Raw genomic sequence first — 25,104 nt, forward strand, 5'->3', positions numbered from 1 at the left:
GACCCTCCATTAGGAATACGCTAGTGTATGCATTATTGTGGAAAAAGTGCCATATGAGGCATTTTGAGGCGCGTATTAGGAGGCGAACATGGGATCTCCCACCAGGGAGCGTTTGAGCGGAGACGAGCCCGAGGCGACTACGTTGCCTGAAGCCGCCTACAAGGTCATTCGGGACAATATTCTGGACAATCGCTGGCCGCCCGGCTATCAGGCCACAGAGCAGGAGGTCGCGAATCAGTTGAACATGAGCCGTACCCCGGTTCGTGAAGCGCTGCTGCGCTTGCAGCAAGAGGGCCTGGTGGAGGTTCGCCCCCGGCATGGAATGCATGTGTTGCCGGTCTCCCCGGCGGACATGAAGGAAATCTATGAAGTCCTGACATCCCTCGAGTCGACCGCAGCGGAGTTGACGGCTGCGAGGAAGTTAAGCGCGAAAGAATTGCAGCCTCTGGAGGAGGCCTCAGAGGCCATGGATGCTGCTCTCAAACGAGATGATCTAGAGGCATGGGCGAAAGCGGACGAGGCGTTCCACTCCCAACTGTTGATGCTTTGCGGCAATCGCATGCTGCGGCAGATGGTATTGAACACGTGGGACCGTGCGCACCGGGCCAGGATGGTCACGTTGAAGTTGCGTGCGAAACCGATCCATTCCACCCGTGAGCATCGGGCGCTGTTGAAGGCAATCAGAAAAGGTGACCCGGTTGCGGCACGCGATGTCCAGCGAGCTCATCGTGAGCGCGCCGGTACTGAGTTGCTTGAATTGCTCCAGCGCCTGGGCCTCCAGCGCCTGTAGAGGCTCCTGACCTCTAGCGTCGGCGTTCAGGCCGGCGCTGTCTTGCGCCGCCGCGTCGCGTGCCTCCGTCCCTAAAAGCAAATCCGATCCGGGGGCACGCAGCGCTGTGTGCGCCCCGCAGAAGAACTGCTTCTGACTTCCCTCCGGTGGGCAGTACCTCCGTCTTAGTTTCCCTGCTGGCATTCAAAGGTGCCGGAAGGCGAACACTTCGCAATCCATCGGCTTTCGTCCGCGTCCGGCTCGCTCGTAATCGCCTCTGTCTCAATTGACATCCCTCTTGCCAGCCGCTATAACGTATGCATTAACGTATTCATTAACGTATGCGATGTGGCGTAAGGAGAGAGACGAGATGAATGCTGCAACCACCCAGGCTCTGGATATCGCTGTTCTTCCCGGGGATGGAATTGGCAGGGAGGTCATGGCCGCTTGCCTGGAGGTCCTGAAGGCTGCCGAAAAAGTTTCCGGTGTTCCGTCGCTGAACTACACGGTCCACAACGCGGGCGCCCAGTACTACGCAGAAGCGGGGGAGGCGCTCCCCGCGGGCACGCTAAAGGCGTGCAAGGAGTCGAATGCGATTCTTTTCGGGGCCATGGGTTGGCCGGATATCCGGCACGCAGACGGGACCGAGATCATTCCCCAGCTCGATCTCCGGATGGAATTGGGTCTCTATGCCGGAGTCAGACCGATCCGATGGTTCCCTGGTCTGCCAAAGGTGCTGACGGATGAACGCGCGAGGCAGATCGACTTCGTCCTGGTCCGTGAGCAAACCGAGGGCTTGTTTTATGCCCGGGGACGTGGACGTATCGAGAATGATCAAGAGGCCTACGACACCATGCAAATTACGCGGACGGGTAGCGATCGCGTGAGCGAGTATGCCTTTCGCATTGCGGAGCAACGCAAGGCACAGGGCAAGTCGGCGCGCGTGACGTGCGTCGATAAGGCCAACGTATTTGCTTCGATGGCGTTCTTCCGGAAAGTTTTCGACGAGGTCGCCCTGCGGCATCCGGGGATCGATCGTGATCACGCATACGTCGATGCGATGGCGCTCACCATGGTCAAGAAGCCGTGGACACTCGATGTGATGGTCACGGAAAACATGTTTGGCGACATCCTCTCGGACCTCGCAGCGGGACTGATCGGTGGAATGGGGATGGCTCCCTCCGCGGATATCGGCGACAACCACGGCCTGTTCCAACCCGCGCACGGCACTGCACCGGACATCGCGGGGCAAGGAAAAGCCAATCCGTGCGCGATGTTCTTGTCGGCAGCAATGATGCTTGACTGGCTCGCCTTCAGGCATGACGAGCCGAAGTTGGCCATGTGTGGCCGGCTGATCGACAAGGCCGTCGAGCATGCATTGTCGGTTGGCCAGGTTGTGCCGATGGAATTCGGCGGCCCGGCCGGAACCGCAGCAATGACAAAGGCAGTCATCGACGCGCTGCCGTCGGTCATGCGCGAGATCGGATGATGGACAACTCGCCCCTGTCGATGCAGGTAGCGCACGTCGTGACGGTGAAACTCAAGGTCTTGGCCGAGCATGTGGGCAAGTTCCGCTCCGCAATCCTCCAGAACGCGAGCACTTCCCTGGAGCTAGAGCCCGGGTGCCTGATCTTCGATGTGTGCGAAGACCCAGATTCCCCAGTCTTCTTCCTTTACGAAATCTACGCGAGCGCAGAAGCGTTCGCCGAACATCTCGCAAGCGAGCATTTCAAGGCATTCGATGTGCAATCGTTGCCGTGGGTTGCGGAAAAGCAGGTGATGCAGTTCAAGCGATTGCTTCCGGATGCTTTGCCCGTTCCAGCACGAGGATTGACATGAAAAGAGACACTTCAACGGTAAAGACGATTGTGTTCGACACGTTTGGCACGGTCGTGGATTGGCGCGGAAGCATCATCTCGGACCTGACCAAGTGGGGCGTCCAAAACGACGTAAAGGCGGACTGGGCAAGTTTCGTCGACGCATGGCGTGGCCGCTACGAACCCCAGAAGGACCGCGTCCGACGCGGCGAAATCCCGTGGACGAACATCGATGAGCTTCACTTTGAAGCGTTGACGAGCCTTCTTCCTGATTATGGGCTCGAATCACTCTCCGACGCACAACGCCAGCATGTGAACCGTGTGTGGCATCGGTTGAACGCGTGGCCGGATGCGGTGGCGGGGTTGCAGCGACTCAAGTCGCGTTACGTGATTGGGCCATTGTCCAACGGCAACGTTGCGCTGCTCGTCAATATGGCGAAGCATGCCGGGCTTGGCTGGGACTCGATCTTCTCTTGTGAGCACTTCCAGCGTTACAAGCCGCACCCGGACACCTATCTTGGCGTGTGTCGGCAGATGTATCAGAAACCGCACGAAGTCATGATGTGTGCTGCCCACAACTATGACCTCAAGGCGGCTCGCTCAGTTGGCCTGCTTACCGCCTTCATTCCACGGCCGACCGAGTATGGGCCCGGTCAAACCACGGATCTGGAACCAGTAGAAGACTGGGACGTTGTCGCCACCGACCTCGAGGATCTGGCGCGACAGTTGAACACCTAAAGACTCGTACAAAAGAATCTAGGAGACAGCAATGATCAACTTCAAAGTCACGGTGAGTGCTGTCGCGCTTGCCGCGCTGGCCAGCACCGCATACGGCCAGGTGGCGTGGCCCACCAAGCCGATTACCTTCGTCGTTCCCAGCGCACCTGGCGGCTCCACGGACTACATTGCACGGCAAGTCTCGGAGCCGTTGTCGAAGGCATTGGGTCAGTCGATCATCATCGAGAATCGGCCGGGTGGCGCTGGCAACATCGGTGCAGAGGTCGCTCTCCGCAACGGCGGAGATGGCTACACGTTCCTCGTCCAGTACTCCGGCTATCACGTAGGCAACCCGGCGCTCTTTCCGGGAACGATGCGCTGGAACCCCGAGAAGGACTACACGGGCGTAGCCATGCTGATGCGCGCGCCTCACGTCATTGCAATTGGCAAGGATCTGCCGCCGAACAACCTGAAGGAGCTGATCGAATACGGCCGCAAGAATTCCCGCGGCCTGTCGTATGCGTCTTCCGGGCCTGGCTCGATCCAGCACATTGCGGGTGAAATGCTGCGCGAGCGGACTCACATCCCGATGACTCACGTCCCGTACAAGGGGTCGGCACCGGCGATGACTGACCTGATCAGCAGCCAGGTCGACATGATCATCACCACGCCGCCCACGGTCATGGGCCACGTGCAATCCGGCAAGGTCAAGGTGCTGGCCTACACCGCTGCCAAGCGGCATCCCGCGCTGCCCAACGTCCCGACGTCTGCGGAGGCAGGCCTGCCCGGCTATGAAGTTGAATCGTGGTTCGCGCTGTACGCACCGTCGGCCACCCCGAAACCGATCATCAATAAGCTGTCAGAGGCCATCAAGAAAGTCGTCGAGAGCGATGCGGTGCGCTCAAAGGTAGAAGCACAAGGAGCCTTCGCGACGTATATGACCCCCGCACAGTTGGATGCCTTTACAAAAAAGGAAATGGTCGCCTGGGCGGACATCATCCGCACCGCAAGGATCAAGGGCGAGTAAGCACGCTGCAACCGCTCAGGACATGCGGTGTTCGCGGGCGGCGGCGCAGGGCGGCGTAGCCGTGTCGGCGGGTTCGCACGTGGAGGAAGGGCGGGGTACCTGTGCCGAGTTTTTCGCCTCATCCGTCGGAATGACGGCAGGGACGTAGCCATAGTTGTTGGAGAAAGACATGAGTCAGCGGCGCGAGCGCCATACGAAGGTTTTGGCAACACTGGGGCCGGCGTCATCGAGCCCCGAAGTGATACTTAAGCTGTTCCAGGCGGGGGCGGACACCTTCCGCCTGAACTTCAGCCACGGCACCCACGAGGATCACGCGAACCGACTGCGCCTGATCCGCGAGATTGAGTCGATCGCCGGGCGCCCCATTGGCGTGCTGCTGGATCTGCAGGGCCCCAAGCTGCGCCTTGGCACGTTCGCCGACGGGCCGGTCAAGCTCATCGCCGGCCAACCGTTTCGGCTGCAGCTCGCACCGGTGGTCGGTAACTGGCAGGTCGCGCATCTGCCTCATCCGGAGATCTTCGAGGCACTGTCGCCGGGCAATGCGCTGCTGATCGACGACGTCCGACCGCAGCGGCGACTGCAGTATCGGTGTCGTTCACGCAAACCGGACCGGGCGCATCGACTTCAACCTGCTTTCCGTTTTGCGCAAGCTCCCAGCGATAGAGCGTATTGTCACCCAGCCGCATTCGAACACAGGAGTGGTGGACGAGGTCTTGCGGTGACTTCGGTCTACCGCGCCTTGCGAAGTACGCTGGTGATCCGATGACGATCATCGAAGCCTTCGTGTCAGCGGAACTGCCACCATAGCCTGTGGCACCGTGTCGCCATACGCATGCCCGCGTCATAGCCCTCCTCGACGATGTCCACCATGCGATCTTCGGCCGTATCTCGACTTCTACATCGGGGTGAGACGCAAAGAATGGCCGGTAAGGTGGGCGACAAAAGCAAGCGGGAGGCATCGCGCGGAACCTTGATCCGTATGCGTCCAGCCGGTGAGCCTCGATAGCGTTCCAGGGCGTGGACGGCGTCCTGGATCTGGGTAAATCCGGCGCTCAACTGTTCCGCGAGCGCGGCGCCGGAGGCAGTGGGGGAGACCGAGCGGGTCGTGCGGTTCAGAAGCTTGACACCCATCCTCGCCTCAAGGTGCCGCATGGTGTGGGAAAGCGCGGACGTTGTCACGCCGAGTTCGGCTGCCGCGTCTCTGAAGCTGCGACGGCGGACGATGACCAGAAACACATTTAAGTCGGCGAGATCGGATCGAGATATTGGGGGCCTGATTCAGGGTCCGGTCTCCTGCATCGGTCTTGGAACATGGGCGATTGGCGCTGAAAGCGGGGAGATTCGAGTGACGCTATTTCAATTGCCACGATCCGCAAGGCGGTAGACGGAGGTGTCAAACCGATTGATACGACGCCCATCTATGGTCGGGCGCGGGGCGGAGCGAGGTAGCCACCGCTCCTGGCCGTGAGCTCGGATGAGGTAGGGAATGCCGACGTTGGCAAGAGCGACCACCATAAGGCGATATATAGGGCTTGCGGCCGATGTCGAAGCCACTGCGGCCGTTCGCCAAGCTAGACGCGAAAGACCGGGATTGGCTGGTCTCGGACCCATGCCCGCCGCGAAACGGCGATTATTTCTGACCGACCCCGAGCGGTCGTCCGCAGCGGGGCTCGCAATCATCTCTTCATCGGTGGCAGGGCTCGTCGGGCCAGCAAACGGACACTTGAAGACCAGTTGCTGAACTGGAATCCTTTGGTCGCCGTAGATTGCCTCCACGGCAGCGTGCATGGACTGCTCGCAGAAGCATGACTAAGGTCGCTGTCTGCGCATGTCGAGTGAGACTTGCAAAACTGGACTATAATTCCCGGTCGTGCCATACGGTCCATTACCCGGCGACCAACATATGAAACTTGCGAACCCAGCAAAAGCACCTGCCGGTCACCACGCGGGCGATGAAAAGTTCGCCTCCGTCGAGCGCTATTCTTCGGTCGCGCGAACTGTGGAAATTCTCTCGGATGCGTGGGGGTTTCTGGTTCTGCGCGAGTGCTTCTTCGGTGTCCGGAGGTTCGAGCAATTTCAGGCGCTGCTTCAAGTGCCTCGTACGACGCTGGTGCAACGCCTTACGAAACTCACTGAACTGGGCATCCTGACCAAGGTGCCGGTTGGCGGTCGGCATGAATACCGCTTTACCGATGCCGGGCGGGATCTGTATCCGACAATGCTTTCCCTCCTTGCGTTCGGGGACAAATGGCTCGCTGGTGAAGACTTGCCACCACTCCAGCTATTCCACAAGTCGTGCGGCCATTCGTGTTCTCCGCGTGTAGCCTGCTCGCATTGTAAACAGAGCATCGACGCAAAGCGGGTGCGCTACCGGGATGGTCCTGGAGCTGGCAGCGAGGTTCGCACGGAAGTGAGGCAACGGTCGCGGCGGACTTCTGATCCTGCTGTACTGGAGCGTGTTCGGCCATGTTCTGTGGCTCGAACCCTGCAGATTATTGGCGATCGCTGGTCGTTCCTTGTCATACGAGAGTTCTTCTACGGGGTGCGTCGGTTTGATGAATTTCAATCTCGTTTAGGGATTGCCACAAACATTCTTGCCGACAGGCTTCAGCGGCTGACGGAAGAGGGGATCATCACAAAACGCCAATATCAGGAACGACCCGCCCGTTTTGAGTATCTCATGACTGAAATGGGGCTTGATCTTTACGGGGCGATGCTCGTGATGATGCGCTGGGGCGACAAGTGGCTCTCCGGCGGTAAGCCTCCGCTGACGCTGCGGCATAGCGACTGTGATCACGATTTCTACGCCAAAGTGGTCTGTGACCAGTGCGGCGAGGAGTTGAATCCTCACGATGTTTCTTACTCCCTACGCTACGAACTGAACGCGCCCCTTTCGGCTGCCGCTTAGTCGCTAGCCGCTCCCGCCTCTAACTACCCGCTGCCTCGTCCGACTGCGACGAGGTGAGCAGTCTCTCCTGGACGATTGCGGGTCCTCCCGCCGTGCCTCAGTCCGCCCGCACACCTCTCCCGTCGCTTCGCGCCCTATGGGTTCCTTCCTCGGTGGTTCTTAGGGAAAAAGGTACTTGCATAACTAAATTGTAGTGGCTACGCTTTGCCAAAATAAGAGGGTCTTCGCGGAAATGCGATGACTTGGTCGCTTGCATTGGCAGAGTTCAGACGACGGAGACAGAAATGAAAAAGAGTGTCTTATCGAGCATTGTTGCTGCACTATCTTTCTTCACGATCACTGGTCAAGCGCTGACTCAGGGCAGGATTTCCGATGATGCGGTGAAGATTGGTGTGCTGACCGATATGTCCGGGCAGTTTTCACACGAATCCGGGGAGGGCGCCGTCACAGCGGTGAAGATGGCTGTGCAGGACTTTGGCGGCAAAGTCCTAGGCAAGCCAATTGAAGTCATCGTGTCCGATCACCAGAACAAGCCTGACGTGGCGGCTACGCGGGCACGGGAGTGGTTCGACACTCGCGGGGTGGACATGGTCACGAACCTGATCAATTCTGCGGTCGCGCTGTCCGTCGTAAACGTCGCGAAGGAGAAAAACCGGATGGCTATCGTCAACGGATCCGGGTCATCGCGACTTACCGGCGAAGCATGCACGCCAAACAGTATCCATTACGCCTATGACACCTATGCGCTTGCTACTGGCACAGCGAAGGCGCTGATAGGGCAGAAGCTGGATTCGTGGTACTTCCTTACTGCGGACTATGCCTTTGGTCACTCACTTGAAGCGGACGCGATGCAAGTGGTGAGGGCCAGCGGCGGCACTGTGGTGGGAGCCATCCGCTATCCTGTCGACGCGAGCGATCATTCCTCATTCCTGCTACAGGCGCAGGCCTCCAAGGCGAAGGTGGTGGCGCTGGCCGGGTCGGGGAAAGGATTCGTCAACGCAATGAAGGCTGCATCGGAGTTCGGACTCGCGGGAAAGCAGAAGGTCGCGGGCCTGCTGGTGTGGGATACAGACATCCACGCCCTTGGCCTGAAGCAAGCCCAAGGGCTTGTCCTCACTACTGCGTTCTATTGGGATCGTAATGAAGCCACGCGTGCCTGGGCGAAGCGTTTCTACGACAAGATGAAGCGGATGCCGCATATGGGCGACGCAGGAGATTACTCATCGACGATGCACTACCTCAAGGCCGTCCAGGCCGCAGGCACGGACGACGCTAGCGCCGTCATGGCGAAAATGAGGGAGATGCCCATCAACGACTTCTTCGCGACGAACGGCCACATTCGCGCTGACGGTCGAATGGTCCATGACATGTACGTCTATCAGGTCAAGGCGCCGAGCGAGTCAAAGTATCCGTGGGACTACCTGACTCTGCTGAAGACGATTCCCGGAAGCGAAGCTTTCCGACCGCTAGCGGAGAGCAAGTGCCGATTGATTGCAAAGTAGTCGCGATACTGGCTCCATGCCTGGAGCGGCTCGCCCGCCGCTCCGCACGCTGCGCCGAATGCCCATGAAGTCGCGTGTCGCACCGCTTCGCACCGCGTCTGTCAGGCGACGCCGTCCATATTCCATATGTTGATGCGGCCGAATCGTATCCAGGCCTCGGGTGTGGTCTACGAAAGTTCTCGCTCGTCGCCTTCAGAGCTGACCTCCTAGTCATGCGCCGCGATCGAATTCCTGGACTGACTCCAGATCCCAATGCCGAGGAGCAACCGGCTACGTTGCCTTGCAACAAGGGCGATCACGACCTGCTGGCCTTGGGAGAGCGCATCCGATCGCTGCGGGCATCGCGGGGCATGTCGCGCAAGGACCTTGCGCGACATGCCGGCGTTTCGGAGCGCTATCTGGCAATGCTGGAGGGCGGTGCTGGCAACGCTTCGGTGCTGCTGTTGCGCAAAGTAGCGAGCGGGTTGGACGTGTCGCTGCCAGTGGTGTTGGCGGAGGTAGACGGCTTTAGAGGGCAGCATGCCACCGACTTCGCGCAAATGATCCAGTGGTTGGCGCAGTTGTCGGACGAAGATTTCAAGCGTGCGCGCGACATATTTCGCCGTACCTTTGCGCCAACAGGCGTGGCCAGTGAAGCGCGCAATCGCCGTATCGCACTGATTGGCCTGCGGGGCGCGGGCAAGTCTACGCTGGGCCGGGCGCTAGCAGAGGTCCGAAATGTGCCGTTTATAGAGTTGCACGCCGCAATTGAGCGTGAGGCTGGTACAAGCCTGTCGGAAATACATGCGCTGTATGGACAGGCGGCCTATCGCCGCTATGAATCACGGGCGCTCGAGCGTACGGTGCGCGAGCATGACCGGTTCGTGATAGCCGCGCCGGGTAGCCTGGTGTCTCAGCCCGCCACGTTTAATCTCCTCCTGGCGCAGTGCTATACCGTCTGGGTGCGGGCGTCGCCGGAAGAACATATGGCGCGAGTAGTGGCCCAGGGCGATATCCGGCCCATGGAAGGCAACAGCGAAGCCATGACCGATCTGCGGCACATTCTTCATGCGCGCGCACCTCTCTACGCCAGAGCGGATCTGACGCTCGACACGAGCGGCGAAGATGCTGCGACTACGCTGCAAAGACTACACGCACAGCTCCCGATTACCGATATCTAGCTCGAAACGATGGAGGCCATTCGTGGGCCATGTGGCGCGTTGTGCCTCCAGATTCTGGCGAGCCCACTTAGAGCGAACTGCGCTGCCGCCGCGCTGTGACATTGGCTGTTCGCTGCAAACGAGCCGGTTCTCTTTCGACCATCGCCCGGAGGTGGCGCGATCCTTCAGTGGGCGTCCGGCGCCCAGGTCTAGGTTGCTTCCATTTGTGGTGAGCACGATCAGTTTCCGACGAGATGTCGCTAGTGGACCACTAGGGCATCTTGGGGCAGGGCGATCGCCGGCCAGCCGGCAGCCATGGCATCTAGCGTTGCGGACACAAACCTGACATCGCCTTCATCGGCGAGGGATTTCTGCTGCTAATGCAAGTGCCTAAAAGGTTGCATTGAACTTCAAAACCTAAGTTTTCTCTTGCATAGCAGCTTCAATAGTCTAATAATGCAAGTGACACTCGCACCTAACCCATCGTCATGAAAAGCTTCGAATTTCACAATACTCGGTCGTTGGTAGTCGAACGTGGCGGCGCCGCGAAGTTGCATGAGCGCATCGCGGCGATGAACTGCCGCAGTGTGCTCATCGTCACGGATCCGGGCCTGCTGGCAGCGGGCGTCCTCGAGGGCGCGTTGGCTGGGCTCGCCGATCATGGTCTGCGCGCAACGGTGTTTTCGGACGTGCAGGCTGACCCGCCGGAACACGTGATTCTTGCCGCGGTTGCTGCCGCAAGAACTGCCGAGGCGGATTGCGTTGTCGGCTTTGGCGGCGGAAGCTCGATGGACGCAGCCAAACTCGCGGCCTTGCTGGCGCGCAGCGGCGAACAGATCGGAGAAGTCTATGGCGTCAACCAGGCAAAGGGACCGCGCCTGCCGCTGATCCTCGTGCCGACAACCGCCGGTACCGGTTCCGAAGTGACGCCGATTTCGATCGTGACCACTGGCATCGGGGAAAAGAAAGGCGTCGTCTCTCCAGTGCTCCTGCCCGATGTGGCTCTGCTCGATGCCGAGTTGACGTTGGGGCTGCCGTCCCATGTCACCGCGGCAACTGGGATCGATGCCATGGTGCATGCCGTCGAGGCGTTCACCAGCAAACGGCTGAAGAATCCCATCTCCGATTGCCTTGCGCGAGAAGCACTCAGCCTGCTCTCAGGATCCATTCGACCGGCGTGCGTCGATGGGGGAGACCTGGACGCTCGCGAGCAAATGCTGATCGGTGCCTGTCTGGCTGGCATGGCCTTCGCCAATGCTCCCGTTGCCGCAGTACATGCCTTGGCGTACCCGATCGGGGCGAGATTCCACGTGCCGCATGGTTTGTCCAACTCGCTGGTCCTCGCACCCGTGATCCGGTTCAACATGGTCAGCGCGGCCGCCCAATATGCGGAACTGGCGCCCATCGTCGTGCCGGGGGCGACAGGAAGCGAGCAACAGAAGGCTCGAACCCTGGCGAAGTATCTGGGCGATCTGGCTGGTGATCTCGGCCTTCCGACGCGGCTGCGTGATGTTGGAATTTCCGAACTCGATCTGAGCCTGCTTGCGTGTGATGCGATGAAGCAAACACGGCTGCTGATCAACAATCCGCGAGAGCTTGGCTTTGATGACGCAGTTTCTTTGTATCAGGAGGCGCTGTGAGCGAGAAGGCTGTTCCTACCAAGCGCGAGTCATATTGGCATTTCGAAACAATGCCGACTCGCTGGGGCGATAACGATTCCTATGGCCACGTCAATAACGTTGTGTACTACGCGTTCTTTGACAGCGCCGTGAACCGACACCTTATTCAACGTGGCGTTCTCGATATTGCCGCGAGCGAGATCGTAGGGCTGGTCATCGAGACACGTTGCACCTTCTTCGCCTCCATGGGGTTTCCGGACATTGTCAATGTCGGACTCAAGGTGGTGCATCTGGGAAAAAGCAGTGTCCGTTATGAGATTGCTCTTTTCCGGAACGACGCCGACGAGTGTTCCGCACTGGGGCACTTTGTTCATGTCTACGTTGATCGTGCCACGAATCGACCGGTGCCCATTCCCGATGCAGTCCGCACAGTGCTGCAGGCATTGTCGGATTAAGCGGAAAGATCAGATAATTAGGAGGGACAACAGATGGAAATGGTTGGTGAGGCACGCCTCGAAGCGTCACGCGAGTTGGTGTGGGAGGCTCTCAATGACCCCGCCGTTCTGCAATCGAGCATTCCTGGATGCGAATCGCTCGAGCGGACCGCTGACAACGAATTCACGGCAACGGTCGTTTCAAAAGTAGGTCCGATCAAAGCACGGTTTGCCGGTAAGGTCACCCTGTCCAACATGGTGCCGCCCAAGAGCTATACGTTGACCGGAGAGGGATCGGGTGGCGCCGCAGGATTCGCCAAGGCGGATATTGAAGTTTCCCTGGACGCGCTTGAGCCGACTGTGACGATGCTACGGTACGGCGTCAAAGCCAACGTTGGCGGGAAGCTTGCACAACTCGGCTCGCGCATGATCGATGCCGCGGCACGCAAGTCGGCCGATGATTTCTTCGAACTGTTCGGCCAACAGGTGAATTCGCGGGCGGAGAAGGCGGCTCCCACCAACGGAGCATCCTTTGATATCAGCGAGTTGGTAGCCGTGGCGCCGGCAGCGGACCCAGTCGAGTCGGTAGCCTCGACTGCGAGCCACGCCGCCGGCGCGAGCCCTGCGGTGGAATCGCACGGTGCGACGCGCCACGCTTTGGAGGAGGCGCCTGCTCCGGCGGCACCAGCGAAAAGCGCGGCAACTCCGCAGCCGCAGGTTGCAGCGCCGAGTCCGGCAGCCCACCAGGCCGAAGTGATGGATGTCCTGATATCGGAGAAGATCAAGGTATGGATCTCCGACCAGATCGCTGTGGTGACGCTGAATCGGCCAAAGAGCCGCAACGCGATGACATATGCGATGTGGCTGGCAATCCCGACCATCCTCGCCGCCCTCGATAGGAATCCGGAGGTGCGAGCCGTTCTGATCACGGGTGCGGACAAGGATTTCTGTGCAGGCGCCGACATCGCGGAGTTCGAGAAGGTTCGCTCCGATGTCGCACAGGCGACTGCCTATGAGGTGGCGGTAGACGCTTGCTGTGATGCGATTACCAAACTGTCGAAGCCCACCATTGCGGTGCTGCGGGGCTACTGTCTCGGCGGCGGTGCGCATCTCGCAATGTCCTGCGATTTTCGCTTCGCGGCTGCCGATGCGATGTTTGGCATTCCTGCCGCACGGCTCTCGATCATCTATGGCGTGAAAGGAACGCGCAAGCTGTTGTCGCTTGTTGGGGTCTCCGAGGCAAAGATGATCCTCTACGGCGCACAACGCTTCGACGCCGCGAAGGCTCGCCGCATCGGGTTCGTGGATCGCGTCGCCGGCCTGCCCAACGAGAAGCCCACGCTCTCCATCTGGGAGCGGATCATCGGAGCCAAAGCACGGCCGGCACAGGGCGGCGATCCGATGGCAGATGCGAGAGCATTTGCCTCCTCGCTCACGGTCAATGCGCCCTTGAGCATGGCAGGCGCCAAGTACTTGCTCAACGGAATGGCCGGAAGCACGAGCGGCTTGGATCTGGCTCGCGCCGAGGCACTGATCGCGGCCGCAGCGGGTAGCGACGACTACCGCGAAGGTCGCGAGGCGTTTGCCGCGCGGCGCGAGCCCAAGTTCCAGGGCCGCTGACGAGAACTGAAATGAAACCAGCTCCCTTTGATTACCGTGCGCCCGACACCATCGACGAGGTCGTCGAGTTGCTCGCGGCCCATGGCGGGGACGCCAAGATCATGGCTGGCGGGCAGAGCCTGACTCCTATGCTCAACTTCCGAGTCGTGCGTCCAAGTCTGATCATTGATGTCAGTCGCCTAATTGAGTTCGACTATGTGCGACCGCGTGCGGATGGTGGCCTGACGATCGGCGCCTTGACGCGTCATCGCATGCTGGAAACCTCGGCCCTCGTTGCAAGCCGCTTCCCGGTGATCCCCGAAACGATGGTGCACGTCGCGCACTTGGCCATCCGGAATCGGGGAACCATAGGCGGCAGCCTGGCCCATGCGGATCCCGCAGCGGAGCTTCCCATGATCTCCCGCCTCCTGGACGCGCAGATCGTAGCCCGATCGGTCCGTGGTGAGCGGTCAATCGATTCCAAGGATTTCTTCCTGGGGCCCCTAACCAATGCGCTCGAGGAAGACGAGATGGTGATTCGTGTCGAGGCGCCCGGATTACCTCCTGGCATGGGTTGGTGCTTTCAGGAATTTTCGCGTCGCGCAGGAGACTTTGCCTTGGCCGCGGTGGGCGTCCTCCTTGAGGTGCGCGACAGCACGATTCAGCAAGCACGTGTCGCCATGATGGGGGTCGGCGACACTCCACTGCGACGCACGGATGCCGAAGAAATCCTGGTAGGAAAGTCCTTGTCGGACCCCGTGATTGCCGAAGCAGTGCGAGCGGCTTGCGCAACGCTCGAGCCAAGTCTCGACCTGCACGCATCCCCAGAATTCCGCCGCCATCTGGCCGGCGTTCTCATGGAGCGCGTGTTGCGCAAGGCATGGCAACGCGCGATTGGAGACAAGACATGAGCGAAGCAAAGATCCCCCTTCATCCGGTCTGGATGCTGATTAATGGCGAACCTTGTGAGCGAGAGGTTGAACCGCGGTTGCTGCTGTCTGACTTTCTACGGCACACGCTGGGCCTCACGGGTACCCATGTTGGGTGCGAGCATGGTGTGTGCGGCGCCTGCACGGTGATTGTCGATGGCGACAGCGTCCGTTCGTGTTTGATGCTTGCCGTACGGGCCAACGGCTGCGACGTTCGCACAGTAGAAAGCATGGGCACGATTGACGCCCTCAGTCCATTGCAGGAGGCCTTTCGAGAACACCATGGCCTGCAGTGCGGGTTCTGCACGCCCGGCATGCTGGCCACGTGCTCGGATGCGCTTGGAAAGTACCCGCTGACATCGGACGAAGAGATTCGTGATGTCCTGTCGGGAAACCTCTGTCGCTGCACCGGCTACCAAGGCATTGTGGAAGCGGTGCACGTATGCGTCGCCGCGCGCAATGCGCTTCGTGATGCTGCGGCAGACACCAATCAGGAATAGGCGAAGAGACATCCCATGAAGATGCATATCCTGAGCGGCGGTCGGCTGCGCATGCGCAAGAGCGTTTATCTGCCGGAGGCAGAGCGCACTGAGACGATCGACTTGCCCGTATCTTGTGTTCTGCTTAGTCATGCACAGGGCAACATCCTGTTTGACACGGGCTGCCATCCCAGCACGAGTCACGATGCTGCTAGCCGCTGGGGTGCGATGGCGAAGGCCATGGTGCCTGTCGGTGGAGAACAGGACAACGTAGTGTCGGAGCTTGCGACACTGGGCTTGGTGCCCGAAGACATCGACGTTGTCGTCAACTCCCACTTCCATTCGGACCATTGCGGTTGCAATGAGTTCTTCAAGCGCGCAACGATCTATTGCCATCGCAAGGAGCTGGAGGCCGCACAGGGTAGCGATGCTGTTCAGCGCGGATACATCCCGGCGGACTGGCAACACCCGATGCCCACGGTCACGGTCGACAGCGAACACGATCTCTTCGGAGACGGCCGACTGACGCTGCTGCCCCTGCCAGGGCATACGCCCGGCATGCTTGGCGCGGTCGTGAGCCTGTCGCGCGATGGCAGCTTTCTCCTGGCGGCAGATGCGGTAGCTCTGCGGGAGAACCTCGATCGCGAAGTGATGCCCCGCAATACGTGGGACCCGAATGCTGCGTTGGCTTCGCTTCGAGAAATTCAGCGATTGCAACGGGCCGGAGCCACCGTGCTTTTTGGCCACGATGCGGTGCAGTGGGAGGGGCTCCGGAAAGGAGCAGAAGCATATGAATGACCACGACAGTCACGTCGCACAACCGCAGGATACCGAGGCGGAAGTTGGCAGGGAAGGGCAAAAGCTCGTCGGAAAGCCTGTCCGCCGCGTGGAGGATGCAAGGTTGCTGACGGGGTTGGGGCGCTATGTCGACGATGTGCCTGCAGGACATGCGCTCCACATGGCCTTGGTACGGAGCGATCAACCGCACGCGCGTATCGTGGATATCCGCATAGCCGCGGCCAAGACGATGCCAGGTGTGGTGGGTGTCTATACCTGGTCCGACCTGGCACATCTGGTAAAGCCCGCGATTGCCACCTCTCGCATGAGCGGCTATCAGCCAACGCCTATTCACGCGCTCGCAAATGGCGTGGTCCATTTCGTAGGCGAGCCTGTCGTGGCCATTGTCGCCCGTAGCCGATATGAGGCCGAGGATGCAATGGACGGTATCGAGATCATCTACGAACCGCTACCAGTCGAAACAAATCCTGAAGCTGCCGCGCAGCCCGGTGCACCAGTCTTGCATGAGGGGTTCGAGAGCAATGTTCTCGTGGAGCGTGCATTTGTGCGCGGTGAGGTCGACACGGCTTTCGCAAATGCCGCGCTAGTTGTTTCGGGGAAGTTCAGGTTCCACCGCAAAACGTCTGCGGCCATGGAGCCTCGTTGCTACTTTGCGGACGTGGACCCCGGCCGCGATTCGCTGACGCTGTACACCTCCAGCCAGGTGCCGGGAATCGTGCGGGATGCGCTGGCAGATCTCCTCGATATGCCGGGCAACAGGTTGACGGTCATTGCGCCCGACGTCGGTGGCGGATTCGGAGGAAAGACCTCGGTCTATCAGGAGGAGATGCTGGTATGCACGCTCGCCCGGAAGCTGGGCCGCGCCATTAAGTGGACCGGTGATCGGCTGGAGGATCTGCTCTCCACCAGCCAGGCTTTCGACGAGCGCGTCGCGGCGGAGCTTGCGCTCGATGAGGACGGAAGCATCGTCGGACTACGCGCGAACGTTATCGGCGACGTAGGGGCGTACTCCATCTACCCGTGGACGGCCGGGATCGAACCGGTCCAGGTCATTAGTTTCCTTCCCGGGCCTTATCAGGTTCCTGCCTATCACGGGCATGTCCGCGGCGTAACGACACCGAAATCGCCCACGGGGCCATATCGCGGGGTGGGGCGCCCGACATCCACGTTCGTCATGGAGCGCTTGATGGATATGGCTGCTAAGCGCCTGGGTATGGATCCCGCTGAGATACGGCAACGCAACCTTGTGCAGCCCGACCAGTTTCCCTACAAGACGGCAGTTGGCATCGTGTGGGATCAGTCCGCCTTCACGGAAGGGCTCCGCGCCGCCAAGGAGCGTTTTGGATATACACAAGCCAGAGCGGAGCAGGAGCAGGCACGGGCTGAGGGGCGATGGATCGGCATCGGGATTGCGTGTTACGCAGAACTGTCCGGCATCGGCTCCCGCATATCCGCTTCGCCCGGAATGCCGATCAATACCGGCACGGACACGTGCGTTATTCAGCTCGATTCAACCGGTGCGATCCGAGCATCGTTTGGCTGTGCCTCACATGGTCAGGGCCACGAGACGACGTTGGCACAGGTGCTCGCCGACGAGTTGGGCGCACGGTTGGAAGATCTCCGGGTAGTGACAGGCAACAGTGCGGCCGTCCCGCACAGCACCGGCAGCTACGCCAGCCGCACGGCTGTGATCAGCAGCGGCGCGGGCATATTGGCTGCCAGGGAGCTTCGTCAGCGGATGTTAAGAGTTGCCGCCTTTCTGCTGTCTGTGACGGTAGAGGATCTGGAGATTGTTGACAGCATCATTCGAGTCAGATTGGGCGATGGCAAGCTGTCGTTCGGAGAACTCGCGCGGGCCTTGTACTCACAGATGGGCAGAGTGCCGCCCGATGTACGGGAAGAAATGTGCATAAGTCGCGTCTACGACCCGGTAGTTGGCACGACGAGCTCGGCAACACATCTCGTGCAAGTCGAAGTGGATCCCCAGACGTATGCCGTGCATATCCAGAAGTACGTGATTGCTGAGGATTGCGGTCGCATTATCAATCCCTTGATTGTCACGGGGCAAACGCGCGGAGCGCTGGCACAGGGCGTTGGCGCAGCGCTGCTCGAAGAGGTCGTCTATGACGCTGACGGGCAGCTTCTGACCGCCAGCCTGGTTGACTATTTGCTGCCGTCCGCTCCGGAAGTGCCTTCACTCGACATGGTTCACCTCAAGGCCGAGGCCCCCAATACGCTTGGGGGCTTCCGTGGCATGGGCGAAGGCGGAACGATTGGCTCTCCCGCAGCGATTGCGAACGCGGTTGCCGACGCGCTGAGTTCGTTCGGCATTGACATTTCTGAGTTACCCGTCACGCCGGAGCGCCTGTTCCGGCTGATCCACCAATCAAAACTTGATTCCACGGAGGAGTAAAAACATGCAGTTCGAACTTGAAGGGAAGGTAGCGCTTGTCACGGGTGGCGCCCGTGACGTCGGCCGCGAGATTGCTTTGGGCCTGGCGAAGGAAGGCGCAAGCGTCGTAGTAAATTACCACGGATCGAAGGCCGCGGCCGAGTCGGTGGTGAAAGAGATCGAGGATATCGGTGGCCGGGCGCTCGCAATTGGCTGTGACATCGCCGATCGAAAACAAGTGGATGCGATGGTGTCCCAGACCGTCGAAACCTTCGGTGGGCTCAACATCCTCGTCAACAATGCTGGGCTCGTATTTCGCAAGCGATTTGTCGATACCACTCCTGATGAGTGGCGCAAGCAGATCGATGTCTGCCTGTACGGTACGTTGAACTGTACGCAGGCAGCGCTTCCCCATCTCGAAGAGCAGAAAGGGGCGGGCCGGATTATCAGCATCGTGGGCGACTCCTCGCGCGTAGGCGAATCCGGTCTGGCCATTGGCGCGGCGGCCCGGGCCGCGAACATTGCATTGATGAAGTCGATCGCTCGCGAGACCCGTGGCGGGACCACGGCAAACGCGGTCGCGCTTGGGTTGATCGAGACCGCTCACGATCCGGAGTTCATGGAGGCGAACAGGGAGAAGCTCACGAAGCTCTATCCTCTGCGGCGCCTTGGTCAGCCCGCGGATGTGGCGCCCCTGGTAGTGCTACTCGCGTCGGGTCGCGGTAGCTGGATTACCGGTCAGGTCATCAGTGTCAGTGGCGGCTTCAGCATGGTCTGAGGAAAGGGGGCTCAGCGGAAGGAGCGCAAGCAAGCTGAGCCGTTCCAGTATGGGGAGACAACCATGATTCACACAGAACTAATTGTTCCGGTACCGGAACTTCTTCGCAGGCACGCCAGCGAACGGGGCGGGAAGGTCTCGTTCCAAGACGCAGCAGGCTCGGTGACCTACGCAGAGCTGAATTCAGCCACAGCCAACCTGGCGAGCCACCTGGAAAGGCTTGGCGTCGCGCAAGGCGATCGCGTCGCGGTCATGCTCCCCAGTTCGGTCAACTGGGTTGTGAGTGTATTGGCGATTGCGCGGGCCGGAGCCGTGGCAGTGCCAATCAGCATCGATGCCACGGATGCCGAGATTGGTTATCGTCTGACAGACGCTCAATGCGTGCTGACGATCACGACCGCTGCCAAAGCAGTGCATCTCGAGGCGTTGACTCGAGAGCTGGCAGTCCGTCCATTGGTGATCGAAGTTCAAAATGCCAGCGAGCCGCCATCCGAGAACTCGTTCGCACAACTGATCAACGAAGGTACTGGAAAAGCACCGCGCGATGCTTCTGACATTGATGCACCGGCATTCATTGTCTACACATCCGGAACGACGGGTAAGGCGAAGGGCGTGGTACTCACCACGCGCAGCATGCTGTGGGTGGTTGCCGCGTGCTGGGCGCCCATCGCGGGCCTTAACGAGAAGGATAAGGTCCTATCCTTCTTGCCCCTGTTCCACTCGTACGCGCTGAACCTCACCGTTCTCGGCATTCTCGCGGTGGGGGCCACCGAGTACATCGGGGAGAAATACTCGACGCCGGAGGCTTTGCGGTTGCTGCAGACGGGTGAGTACACCGTATTCCCGGGCGTGCCAACGATGTTTCACTACCTGCTCGAGGCAACGCGCGAGATTCCCTCGCTGCGCTTCGACAGTCTGCGTGTCTGCCTCAGCGCCGGCGCGATTCTCCCGGCCGCGGTGAATGAGCAGTTTGAACGTCGCTTCGGTGTACCGCTTCTCGATGGATATGGCATCACCGAGACGTCCACGATGGTCACGATGAACTGGAACTGCGGAACACGTGTCATGGGATCTTGTGGCCTGCCAATCCCCGGTGTCGAGACGCGTATTGTCGATCCGGTGGATGGCAAGGATGTGGATGTTGGTAAGGAGGGCGAGTTGATCGTCCGAGGGCCCAACGTCATGAAGGGCTACTTGAACAAACCTGATGAGACGGCTGCCGCGCTGAAGGACGGCTGGTATCACACAGGCGACCTGGCGAAGCACGACGCGGCTGGCTATCTGATCATTACCGGTCGCCTCAAGGAAGTCATCATCCGCGGAGGCCAGAATATCGCGCCGGCCGAGGTCGAGGAGGCGATCATGACGTACGCCGGTGTGGCGGACTGCGCGGTTGTCGGCGTGCCGCACACCATGCTTGGAGAGGTCCCGGTCGCGTTCGTGGTTGTCCGTGTCGGCGAAAGCGTTGACGCGGATAGGCTCAAGGAGCACTGCTCGACCCGGCTGTCAGCCTACAAGCTTCCGGCGAGCGTCCAGGTCGTCGACGATATTCCGCGAACGGGTTCGGGAAAGATCATGCGCTTCAAGCTGAGGGACCTCGTCACTGGTACTGACAAGTAACCGGCAAAAAGAAGGCTGGACCAGCAAGCGCAGCAAACAAATAGTTTCTGATAGGAGTCACGCATGCAACAGAGCATTACCGGCGAATCGCTGGGGCTAAAGGACCCGGAGCTGTTCCGGCAGCAATGCTATCTCAACGGAGAGTGGATCGATGCCGACGACGGCACGGTGCTGAGTGTCAACAACCCGGCAACCGGCGAGTTGGTCGGTACCGTTCCTCGGATGCTAGCCGCCGAGACGGCCCGCGCGGTCGAGTCGGCGAATCGCGCGCTGCGCTCCTGGTCGAAGCGGACTGCCAAGGACAGGGCACAAATCTTGCGACGTTGGTACGAACTCATGCTGGTTCATCAGGATGATCTCGCCCTGCTGATGACGTTGGAGCAAGGCAAGCCCCTGAGTGAAAGCCGCGGCGAGATTTCCTATGCGGCAAGCTTTCTCGAGTGGTTCGCGGAAGAGGCGAAGCGTGTGTACGGCGACACGATCCCGGGCCACCAGCCCGACAAACGTATCGTCGTGCTGAAGCAGCCGATCGGTGTCTGCGCAGCGATTACGCCGTGGAACTTTCCTGCGGCGATGATCACGCGCAAAGTAGGCCCGGCACTCGCGGCTGGATGCACGATGGTCCTGAAACCCGCCAGTCAGACGCCGTTCTCCGCGCTCGCACTCTGCGTGCTGGCCGAACGAGCTGGCGTCCCGCCTGGAGTGCTGTCCTGCGTCACCGGCTCGGCGAGCGCCATCGGCGGAGAACTCACGGCGAATCGGATTGTGAGGAAGCTGTCTTTCACTGGGTCCACTGAGATCGGCAAGGTACTGCTTGCTCAATGTGCAGCGACGGTCAAGAAGGCGTCGATGGAACTGGGTGGCAACGCGCCGTTCATCGTTTTCGACGATGCGGATATTGAAGCTGCCGTAAAAGGCGCGCTGACCTCCAAGTTTCGGAACGCCGGTCAGACCTGCGTATGCGCGAATCGGCTTCTGGTCCAGGACGGCATCTATGACCGTTTCGTAGCGAGGCTGGCCGAAGAAGTCAGTAAGATGGTGGTCGGCGACGGTCGCCAGCCTGACACGACGATCGGGCCGCTCATCGATGTTGCAGCCGCGAAGAAGGTCAAGGAACACGTCGCCGACGCGGTTTCGCGCGGCGCGAGTGTTGTGGTGGGCGGTGACTATCATGCGTGCGGTGGCAGCTTCTTCATGCCGACTGTGCTCACCAACGCGACCCGAGACATGCGCATCTTCGCAGAAGAAACGTTCGGTCCGGTCGCTCCGATCTTCCGGTTCAAGACCGAGGAGGAGGCGATTGAGATGGCGAACGACACGCCGTTTGGACTGGCATCTTACTTCTATGGCCGCGACATCGGTCGCATCTGGCGGGTATCCGAGGCACTCGAATACGGCATCGTCGGGGTCAACGAAGGCTTGATCTCCACTGAGGTTGCCCCGTTTGGAGGCGTGAAGGAAAGCGGCCTGGGTAGAGAGGGATCCAAGTACGGGATAGAAGACTATCTCGAAGTGAAGTACGTCTGCATGGGTGGCGTGTAAGGCGACGCGGGGCGGGTTCGAAACCCGCCTGCCGACGTGCCTCAATCTTCCAGATGTTGGTGACCGGCAAGCGATGCATGGGATGAACGCTTCAAGATGCACCGCATGTTCTGAGGAGCAAGAACGTGGCGATTTACGAGTTTGACGGTGTCAGGCCAGAGGTGCATCCGACAGCGTTCGTGCATCCACTGGCCTGCCTCATCGGGAAAGTCATCATTGAAGCCAACTGTTACATCGCGCCGTTTGCCTCGCTGCGTGGGGACTTCGGCTGGATCGAGGTAGGGGAGGGTAGCAATATTCAGGAATCATGCACATTGCACGCAAAGCCCGAGGAAGCTTGCCGACTCGCATCCAATTCGCATATCGGGCACGGAGCGATAGTACACGGCGCGAGTCTCGCCAGAAACTGTCTGATCGGGATGAATGCTGTCGTGATGGATGGCGTTCACGTTGGTGAAAACTCGATCGTCGCAGCGTCGGCGTTCGTCAAGGCTGGCATGGTGATTCCGCCGAACTCACTGGCCGCGGGGATACCTGCAGCAGTGGTCCGTGTACTCAGCGATGCCGAGGTCGACATGAAGGCTACGGCAACCCATCGCTACGTGGTGTTGGCGGCGGACTGCCATCGATCCCTGCGGCTGGTCGGATAGGCCAGCCCTTCTGGCAGCGTATGGCGGCAACGCATAGTGATTGCAGAGGAGAAGAAGGTGTTTGATGTCTGCAGAGAACGTCCCCTCGGTTGGCGCGCCGAGCGGGCATGGCATGGACGTGGTACGGCATGGCATTGGTTGCGACGCGAGGGCTCCCTCACCGCTCATCTTCGCAAGCTGGGGGATGTCCGCGTGAATGTCCTCTTCGAGGACTTCGTCGAACTTCGTGCGCGAGCAAGCGTCATGGGCGGGGATATGCCTACATCGGCCTGGGCGCGGGACGTCACCCTTTGCATTAATGGACGGCCAGCCATTGTGGCTCGGAGCCTGGTGGAGTCCAAGGACAGCATCACGGTCTGGCGAGCAATCAAAGGGCTGCGTGACTGTCCTCTTGCCACGCTGCTGTACCACGATACCAACGTGCAACGTTCGCCGTTTGAATATGGGCTACTTGGCCGCGAGCATCGCCTCTTCCGTCTGGCTCGTCGCATCGCGCCGGAATCGTATACGACGCGGCTTTGGGCACGACGGTCAGTGTTTGAGCGACGAGGGGCAAGGCTCGCCGTCGCCGAATGCTTCTTGCCCTGGCTGTATCAGGAACACCCGGCGGCAATGACCCCTTCATAGCCGCCTACCGGGAATTCATCGAGGAAGTCATTAGCAGGATGCCCACCATCGGCGAGTTGCGCGCGCCGATGCGGCGACTTGCGCCCGTCTGCACCCAGGATGCCCGCTCTCGTCGTTGGGTAGGCGCCCAGTTGATCCGTGCTAACCCTGATTCCTACCTGGGACCAATGTGACTGAGGCCTGGCAACTGAGGGCTGCCGGCAATACTCGCGCGGAATTTTGAAAACATACGCGGCTTCTCGATATCCGCTCTATTCCCTCACCGCTATCGTAGCGCTGATGCTCAAGAAGCTCACCCTCGCAGTTCGAATCCAATGAGCCCGAACAACGGGTCGATATCTAGCTTGACTTAGGAGACTTGCAATGCGTCACATCGATGTTCACAAACTGGCGGATGATGTCCGCTTCAATGGCTTTCATGCCGTCGTACTGTTCTGGTGTGCACTAATCATCGTGTTCGACGGCTACGACCTGGCCGTGGCAGGGGCTGCTCTGCCGTCGATCATGAAGGAAATGGGGGTCGACGCGACAAGCGCCGGCTTCATGGTGAGCTCCGCGCTGTTCGGGATGATGGTGGGAGCGATTTTCCTTGGAACCATCGCGGATCGAATCGGACGCCGTAAGGCCATCGCAATCTGCATCGGACTCTTTAGTGTCTTCACGGCAACGGCAGGATTCACAAAAGATCCGGTTGTCTTCAGTGTGATGCGATTCTTGGCTGGCCTGGGCATCGGAGGTGTGATGCCAAACGTGGTGGCACAAATGACCGAGTTTTCACCGAAGCGCATCCGTAGCACGATGGTGACGCTAATGTTCAGTGGCTACGCCGTCGGGGGCATGCTGGCGGCAATCCTGGGCAAGGGGCTGATTGAGTCGTATGGGTGGCAATCGGTCTTCATTGCAGCCGGCCTGCCGGTGATCCTGATTCCGCTGATCATGAAGTCCATGCCTGAATCGATGCCGTTTCTCATTAAGGAGGGACGTATTGATGAGTTGCGGATAACCGTGTCTCGGCTTGACCCGTCTTACCGGCCCCAAGCAGGGGACAGCTTTGCGCTGCCGACAACGGACAAGGCCGACAACGCGCCCATCCGGCACCTGTTCCGGGATGGACGGAGTCTCAGTACGGTGATGTTCTGGGTTGCGTTCTTCATGTGTCTGTTCATGATCTACGCCCTGAGCTCCTGGTTGGCGAAGTTGATGGCCAGTGCTGGCTACAGCCTCGGCTCCGCGCTTACCTTTGTGCTGGTGCTCAACTTCGGCGCAATGATTGGCGCGATCGGCGGTGGCTGGCTTTCGGATCGCTTCCACATCAAGTACGTGTTGATGAGCTTTTTTGCGCTCGCCGCGGTCTCCATTTCTATGCTCGGCCAGCCCGTGTCGACGCCGGTGCTCTATTTCCTGGTGGGAATGGCGGGAGCGACGACCATTGGCACACAGATCCTGGCCTACGCGTACGTTGGCCAGTTCTACCCGATGGCAGTACGGTCTACGGGAATTGGCTGGGCGTCTGGCGTGGGGCGGAGCGGCGCCATTCTCGCCCCCATCGTGATCGGCATGCTGGTCAGCATGAAGCTCCCGCTTCAGCACAACTTCCTGGTCATTGCCGTACCCGCCATCATCGCCGTGATCGCGACAGCGTTCGTGAATCACAACCGCTCTGCGTCTGCCGCCGAGCAGGATATCGCATCCGACTCTCCCACTGTGTCCGCGGGCGAATCCCGTTCGACGGCGCTTCAGTAAGGGCAAACCGGTTCC

22 protein-coding genes and 2 pseudogenes are annotated in these 25,104 nt (G+C 60.0%); 22 read left to right on the top strand and 2 right to left on the bottom strand.

The annotated features are described in order from the left end of the window. The first annotated feature begins 88 nt into the window (after positions 1 to 88). The 6 genes and pseudogenes from ACZ5MJ_RS08645 to ACZ5MJ_RS08670 all read left to right on the top strand — a co-directional run. On the top strand, positions 89 to 790 hold the full coding sequence (locus tag ACZ5MJ_RS08645; protein ID WP_464223427.1) for a GntR family transcriptional regulator: 702 nt from the start codon (positions 89 to 91) through the stop codon (positions 788 to 790). 349 nt (positions 791 to 1,139) lie between these two features. Further along, positions 1,140 to 2,258, top strand: a complete 1,119-nt coding sequence (locus tag ACZ5MJ_RS08650) for an isocitrate/isopropylmalate dehydrogenase family protein (protein WP_464223428.1) — start codon at positions 1,140 to 1,142, stop codon at positions 2,256 to 2,258. Then, on the top strand, positions 2,255 to 2,608 hold the full coding sequence (locus ACZ5MJ_RS08655; protein WP_464223429.1) for a putative quinol monooxygenase: 354 nt from the start codon (positions 2,255 to 2,257) through the stop codon (positions 2,606 to 2,608). Before ACZ5MJ_RS08650 ends, ACZ5MJ_RS08655 begins: the two co-directional genes overlap by 4 nt. Beyond that, complete coding sequence (locus tag ACZ5MJ_RS08660; RefSeq protein ID WP_464223430.1) at positions 2,605 to 3,324, top strand: haloacid dehalogenase type II; 720 nt, start codon at positions 2,605 to 2,607, stop codon at positions 3,322 to 3,324. Before ACZ5MJ_RS08655 ends, ACZ5MJ_RS08660 begins: the two co-directional genes overlap by 4 nt. Before the next feature lie 31 nt (positions 3,325 to 3,355). Next, positions 3,356 to 4,330: a Bug family tripartite tricarboxylate transporter substrate binding protein gene (locus tag ACZ5MJ_RS08665; protein ID WP_464223431.1), complete on the top strand. Its 975-nt coding sequence runs from the start codon at positions 3,356 to 3,358 to the stop codon at positions 4,328 to 4,330. A gap of 169 nt (positions 4,331 to 4,499) precedes the next feature. Then, positions 4,500 to 4,922, top strand: a pseudogene (locus ACZ5MJ_RS08670) (pyruvate kinase); the annotation flags it as partial. A gap of 34 nt (positions 4,923 to 4,956) precedes the next feature. On the opposite strand, the pseudogene ACZ5MJ_RS08675 reads toward ACZ5MJ_RS08670, so the two are convergent. Together ACZ5MJ_RS08675 and ACZ5MJ_RS08680 are read right to left on the bottom strand one after the other, a co-directional pair. Then, positions 4,957 to 5,175, bottom strand: a pseudogene (locus ACZ5MJ_RS08675) (hypothetical protein); the annotation flags it as partial. After that, a complete protein-coding gene (locus ACZ5MJ_RS08680; protein ID WP_464223432.1) occupies positions 5,117 to 5,566 on the bottom strand; it encodes a LysR family transcriptional regulator in 450 nt (149 codons plus the stop codon). The gene ACZ5MJ_RS08680 and the pseudogene ACZ5MJ_RS08675, both read right to left, overlap by 59 nt. Before the next feature lie 667 nt (positions 5,567 to 6,233). Between ACZ5MJ_RS08680 and ACZ5MJ_RS08685 the strand changes: the two genes are divergently transcribed. From ACZ5MJ_RS08685 to ACZ5MJ_RS08760, 16 genes are all read left to right on the top strand, one after another. Continuing rightward, on the top strand, positions 6,234 to 7,238 hold the full coding sequence (locus ACZ5MJ_RS08685) for a winged helix-turn-helix transcriptional regulator (RefSeq protein WP_464223433.1): 1,005 nt from the start codon (positions 6,234 to 6,236) through the stop codon (positions 7,236 to 7,238). A gap of 284 nt (positions 7,239 to 7,522) precedes the next feature. After that, complete coding sequence (locus tag ACZ5MJ_RS08690; protein WP_464223434.1) at positions 7,523 to 8,740, top strand: ABC transporter substrate-binding protein; 1,218 nt, start codon at positions 7,523 to 7,525, stop codon at positions 8,738 to 8,740. Between the two features lie 212 nt (positions 8,741 to 8,952). Continuing rightward, complete coding sequence (locus tag ACZ5MJ_RS08695) at positions 8,953 to 9,900, top strand: helix-turn-helix transcriptional regulator (protein WP_464223435.1); 948 nt, start codon at positions 8,953 to 8,955, stop codon at positions 9,898 to 9,900. Between the two features lie 467 nt (positions 9,901 to 10,367). Further along, on the top strand, positions 10,368 to 11,519 hold the full coding sequence (locus ACZ5MJ_RS08700) for an iron-containing alcohol dehydrogenase (protein WP_464223436.1): 1,152 nt from the start codon (positions 10,368 to 10,370) through the stop codon (positions 11,517 to 11,519). 50 nt (positions 11,520 to 11,569) lie between these two features. Beyond that, complete coding sequence (locus ACZ5MJ_RS08705) at positions 11,570 to 11,953, top strand: acyl-CoA thioesterase (RefSeq protein WP_464223686.1); 384 nt, start codon at positions 11,570 to 11,572, stop codon at positions 11,951 to 11,953. A 33-nt stretch (positions 11,954 to 11,986) separates the two neighbouring features. Beyond that, positions 11,987 to 13,552: an enoyl-CoA hydratase-related protein gene (locus ACZ5MJ_RS08710; protein ID WP_464223437.1), complete on the top strand. Its 1,566-nt coding sequence runs from the start codon at positions 11,987 to 11,989 to the stop codon at positions 13,550 to 13,552. 11 nt (positions 13,553 to 13,563) lie between these two features. Further along, positions 13,564 to 14,442 (top strand): FAD binding domain-containing protein, encoded by an 879-nt coding sequence (locus tag ACZ5MJ_RS08715; protein ID WP_464223438.1) that lies wholly within the window; start codon positions 13,564 to 13,566, stop codon positions 14,440 to 14,442. Beyond that, a complete protein-coding gene (locus ACZ5MJ_RS08720) occupies positions 14,439 to 14,960 on the top strand; it encodes a (2Fe-2S)-binding protein (RefSeq protein ID WP_464223439.1) in 522 nt (173 codons plus the stop codon). Before ACZ5MJ_RS08715 ends, ACZ5MJ_RS08720 begins: the two co-directional genes overlap by 4 nt. Positions 14,961 to 14,975: 15 nt before the next feature. After that, entirely contained in the window at positions 14,976 to 15,737 is a 762-nt protein-coding gene (locus tag ACZ5MJ_RS08725) for an N-acyl homoserine lactonase family protein (RefSeq protein ID WP_464223440.1), read from the top strand. After that, positions 15,730 to 18,150 (top strand): xanthine dehydrogenase family protein molybdopterin-binding subunit, encoded by a 2,421-nt coding sequence (locus ACZ5MJ_RS08730; protein WP_464223442.1) that lies wholly within the window; start codon positions 15,730 to 15,732, stop codon positions 18,148 to 18,150. Before ACZ5MJ_RS08725 ends, ACZ5MJ_RS08730 begins: the two co-directional genes overlap by 8 nt. A 4-nt stretch (positions 18,151 to 18,154) precedes the next feature. Further along, positions 18,155 to 18,907: an SDR family NAD(P)-dependent oxidoreductase gene (locus ACZ5MJ_RS08735; RefSeq protein WP_464223443.1), complete on the top strand. Its 753-nt coding sequence runs from the start codon at positions 18,155 to 18,157 to the stop codon at positions 18,905 to 18,907. Between the two features lie 63 nt (positions 18,908 to 18,970). Next, complete coding sequence (locus tag ACZ5MJ_RS08740; RefSeq protein ID WP_464223444.1) at positions 18,971 to 20,527, top strand: class I adenylate-forming enzyme family protein; 1,557 nt, start codon at positions 18,971 to 18,973, stop codon at positions 20,525 to 20,527. Between the two features lie 63 nt (positions 20,528 to 20,590). Continuing rightward, positions 20,591 to 22,069, top strand: coding sequence for an NADP-dependent succinate-semialdehyde dehydrogenase (gene gabD / locus ACZ5MJ_RS08745; protein ID WP_464223445.1), 1,479 nt, complete (start codon positions 20,591 to 20,593; stop codon positions 22,067 to 22,069). 125 nt (positions 22,070 to 22,194) lie between these two features. Then, positions 22,195 to 22,719: a gamma carbonic anhydrase family protein gene (locus tag ACZ5MJ_RS08750; protein WP_464223446.1), complete on the top strand. Its 525-nt coding sequence runs from the start codon at positions 22,195 to 22,197 to the stop codon at positions 22,717 to 22,719. A gap of 57 nt (positions 22,720 to 22,776) precedes the next feature. Next, on the top strand, positions 22,777 to 23,346 hold the full coding sequence (locus ACZ5MJ_RS08755; RefSeq protein WP_464223447.1) for a chorismate--pyruvate lyase family protein: 570 nt from the start codon (positions 22,777 to 22,779) through the stop codon (positions 23,344 to 23,346). 363 nt (positions 23,347 to 23,709) lie between these two features. After that, positions 23,710 to 25,089: an MFS transporter gene (locus ACZ5MJ_RS08760; protein ID WP_464223448.1), complete on the top strand. Its 1,380-nt coding sequence runs from the start codon at positions 23,710 to 23,712 to the stop codon at positions 25,087 to 25,089. Positions 25,090 to 25,104: the final 15 nt, after the last annotated feature.

This window comes from Cupriavidus sp. LA-1 (assembly GCF_055385985.1).

What these genes read in the sequence shown, in the direction of transcription:
- ACZ5MJ_RS08645 (WP_464223427.1), top strand. Translation starts at nt 89, where the DNA reads ATGGGATCTCCCACCAGGGAGCGTTTGAGCGGAGACGAGCCCGAGGCG.
- ACZ5MJ_RS08660 (WP_464223430.1), top strand. Translation starts at nt 2,605, where the DNA reads ATGAAAAGAGACACTTCAACGGTAAAGACGATTGTGTTCGACACGTTT.
- ACZ5MJ_RS08725 (WP_464223440.1), top strand. Translation starts at nt 14,976, where the DNA reads ATGAAGATGCATATCCTGAGCGGCGGTCGGCTGCGCATGCGCAAGAGC.
- ACZ5MJ_RS08735 (WP_464223443.1), top strand. Translation starts at nt 18,155, where the DNA reads ATGCAGTTCGAACTTGAAGGGAAGGTAGCGCTTGTCACGGGTGGCGCC.
- ACZ5MJ_RS08655 (WP_464223429.1), top strand. Translation starts at nt 2,255, where the DNA reads ATGATGGACAACTCGCCCCTGTCGATGCAGGTAGCGCACGTCGTGACG.
- ACZ5MJ_RS08760 (WP_464223448.1), top strand. Translation starts at nt 23,710, where the DNA reads ATGCGTCACATCGATGTTCACAAACTGGCGGATGATGTCCGCTTCAAT.
- ACZ5MJ_RS08685 (WP_464223433.1), top strand. Translation starts at nt 6,234, where the DNA reads ATGAAACTTGCGAACCCAGCAAAAGCACCTGCCGGTCACCACGCGGGC.
- ACZ5MJ_RS08730 (WP_464223442.1), top strand. Translation starts at nt 15,730, where the DNA reads ATGAATGACCACGACAGTCACGTCGCACAACCGCAGGATACCGAGGCG.
- ACZ5MJ_RS08665 (WP_464223431.1), top strand. Translation starts at nt 3,356, where the DNA reads ATGATCAACTTCAAAGTCACGGTGAGTGCTGTCGCGCTTGCCGCGCTG.
- ACZ5MJ_RS08705 (WP_464223686.1), top strand. Translation starts at nt 11,570, where the DNA reads ATGCCGACTCGCTGGGGCGATAACGATTCCTATGGCCACGTCAATAAC.
- ACZ5MJ_RS08720 (WP_464223439.1), top strand. Translation starts at nt 14,439, where the DNA reads ATGAGCGAAGCAAAGATCCCCCTTCATCCGGTCTGGATGCTGATTAAT.
- ACZ5MJ_RS08700 (WP_464223436.1), top strand. Translation starts at nt 10,368, where the DNA reads ATGAAAAGCTTCGAATTTCACAATACTCGGTCGTTGGTAGTCGAACGT.
- ACZ5MJ_RS08710 (WP_464223437.1), top strand. Translation starts at nt 11,987, where the DNA reads ATGGAAATGGTTGGTGAGGCACGCCTCGAAGCGTCACGCGAGTTGGTG.
- ACZ5MJ_RS08650 (WP_464223428.1), top strand. Translation starts at nt 1,140, where the DNA reads ATGAATGCTGCAACCACCCAGGCTCTGGATATCGCTGTTCTTCCCGGG.
- ACZ5MJ_RS08695 (WP_464223435.1), top strand. Translation starts at nt 8,953, where the DNA reads ATGCGCCGCGATCGAATTCCTGGACTGACTCCAGATCCCAATGCCGAG.
- ACZ5MJ_RS08740 (WP_464223444.1), top strand. Translation starts at nt 18,971, where the DNA reads ATGATTCACACAGAACTAATTGTTCCGGTACCGGAACTTCTTCGCAGG.
- gabD (WP_464223445.1), top strand. Translation starts at nt 20,591, where the DNA reads ATGCAACAGAGCATTACCGGCGAATCGCTGGGGCTAAAGGACCCGGAG.
- ACZ5MJ_RS08690 (WP_464223434.1), top strand. Translation starts at nt 7,523, where the DNA reads ATGAAAAAGAGTGTCTTATCGAGCATTGTTGCTGCACTATCTTTCTTC.
- ACZ5MJ_RS08715 (WP_464223438.1), top strand. Translation starts at nt 13,564, where the DNA reads ATGAAACCAGCTCCCTTTGATTACCGTGCGCCCGACACCATCGACGAG.